The organism is Actinomycetospora sp. (assembly GCF_036497585.1).
Taxonomy (GTDB): domain Bacteria; phylum Actinomycetota; class Actinomycetes; order Mycobacteriales; family Pseudonocardiaceae; genus Actinomycetospora.
This window is the reverse complement of sequence record NZ_DASXJD010000197.1, coordinates 1-1,711: the sequence shown is the minus strand read 5'-3', so window position 1 is coordinate 1,711 and position 1,711 is coordinate 1. Positions and strand designations below refer to the sequence as shown.

Genomic DNA, 1,711 nt, shown 5'->3' with positions numbered 1-1,711 from the left:
GAAGTGCGCCGTCATCGGCATGTTCACCGCCTCGCCCCAGGTGCCCCCCGGAGCGTCGGCCGGCACCACCGGAGCGCACGGCGCCACCGGCGCGATCCGCTCGTAGCCCGACCCCAGCGGTGGGCGCGGGTCGGTGAGCGTGCCCGGCGGGCTGAACGGTGACGAGGTCGGCCGGGCGGTCGACGAGCTCGCCACGCGGCTCGGGGACTCGCCCCGCACCGCCGCCCTGCTCCGCCCCGACGCCGTGCGCGATGCCTGCGCCGGGCTCCGGGAGGGGACCGCGGAGGGGTCGGCGTGAGCACGGGGCACAGCGAGTACGAGGGGCTCGACTTCGCGATCCGCACCGGCGACGCGGCCGACGGCACGCTCGTCGTCGTGGTCAGCGGCGACATCGACTACACCCACTTCCGCGAGCTGGAGTCGGCCATCGACCACCGCCTCGCGAACCACGACGGCGCGGTGCGCCTCGTCGTCGACCTGGCGGCGGTGCCCTACTGCGACTCCTGCGGCATGCGGGTCCTGCTCGGGGCCTCGCAGCGCGTCACCGCCGCCGGCGGCACGTTCGGGGTCCGCGGGGTCCACGGGGAGCCGAAGCGGGCGCTGCGACTCACCGGGCTCGACCGGGTGCTGCGGGACGCCGGCACTACCGGCGAGGTGGACGCCCGCTCGCACGGGTGATCTAGTCGGCGTCATGACGTCCGTGGCCGCGAACGGCACCGCCGCCCTGCCCGAGCACCTCGAGACCCTCGCCGTCACCCGCGAGACCCCGGCCACCCACGTGGCCGAGGTGTCGGTGACGGCCCGGGCGATGGCGCCCGCGTTCTTCGCCGAGCTGCCCGCCGTGATGGCGGCCCTCGACGCCGACCCGGACGTCCGCGCCATCGTCGTCACCGGCGCCGAGGGCCGGTTCTCCTACGGGCTGGACCTGCGCGCCGCGACCGAGTCGCTCGGCAGCGTGCTCACCGACCCGACCGCCTGGGCCCGCGAGGAGTTCCTGCACCACCTCCGCGACCTGCAGGCGTCGATCACCTCGGTGGCGTCGTGCCGCACGCCGGTCGTCGCGGCCGTCGAGGGATGGTGCGTCGGCGGCGGGGTCGACCTCATCACCGCCTGCGACGTGCGGCTCGCCAGCGCGGACGCGCTGTTCTCGGTGCGCGAGGTGCGCATGGCGATGGTCGCCGACCTCGGGTCGCTGCAGCGCCTCGTCGGGATCGTCGGCGACGGGCACCTCCGCGAGCTCGCGCTCACGGGCGCGGACGTCTCGGCCGCGCACGCCGAGCGGATCGGGCTGGTCAACCGCGTCCTCGACGACGGCGAGGCGCTGCGGTCCGCGGCGTTCGAGCTCGCGGGCGCGATGGCGGCGAACTCGCCGCTGGTCACCCGCGGCATCAAGGACGTCCTCGACGCCGAGCGGGCGCCGCGCGTGGAGGCGGGTCTGCGCTACGTCGGGGCGTGGAACGCGGCGTTCCTGCCCAGCGCCGACCTCGCGGAGGCGTTCACCGCGTTCGGCGAGCGCCGGGAGCCGCGCTTCACCGGGCGCTGAGCTCCTGAGCCCACCCGCTCGGGTGGAGGCTCATGTAAGGAGCTCCGGGACTTGATCGGCCTGGGGTTCCAGGGTTGCAATGCGCATCCCGGCTGGTTCGGTGGGTGGCGAGGAGTCCGGCTCTGAGGGCGGGCGGTCCAGTGTTGGATCGTTCGGGCCTCGTCCGTC

3 protein-coding genes are annotated in these 1,711 nt (G+C 75.3%); all 3 read left to right on the top strand.

All coding sequences use genetic code 11. The annotated features are described in order from the left end of the window. The first annotated feature begins 133 nt into the window (after positions 1-133). From VGH76_RS19080 to VGH76_RS19070, 3 genes are read left to right on the top strand one after another with little or no spacing between them, the layout of a single operon-like run. Positions 134-298 carry a hypothetical protein gene (locus tag VGH76_RS19080; protein ID WP_331558295.1) on the top strand — a complete coding sequence of 55 codons (165 nt, stop codon included), beginning with the start codon at positions 134-136 and terminating at the stop codon, positions 296-298. Then, on the top strand, positions 295-678 hold the full coding sequence (locus VGH76_RS19075) for an STAS domain-containing protein (RefSeq protein WP_331558294.1): 384 nt from the start codon (positions 295-297) through the stop codon (positions 676-678). Before VGH76_RS19080 ends, VGH76_RS19075 begins: the two co-directional genes overlap by 4 nt. A 13-nt stretch (positions 679-691) precedes the next feature. Continuing rightward, positions 692-1,543, top strand: a complete 852-nt coding sequence (locus tag VGH76_RS19070) for a crotonase/enoyl-CoA hydratase family protein (protein WP_331558293.1) — start codon at positions 692-694, stop codon at positions 1,541-1,543. Positions 1,544-1,711 lie beyond the last annotated feature (168 nt).

Bases quoted from the DNA above. Each gene is read 5' to 3' on its own strand.
- VGH76_RS19070 (WP_331558293.1), top strand. From the start codon at position 692: ATGACGTCCGTGGCCGCGAACGGCACCGCCGCCCTGCCCGAGCACCTC.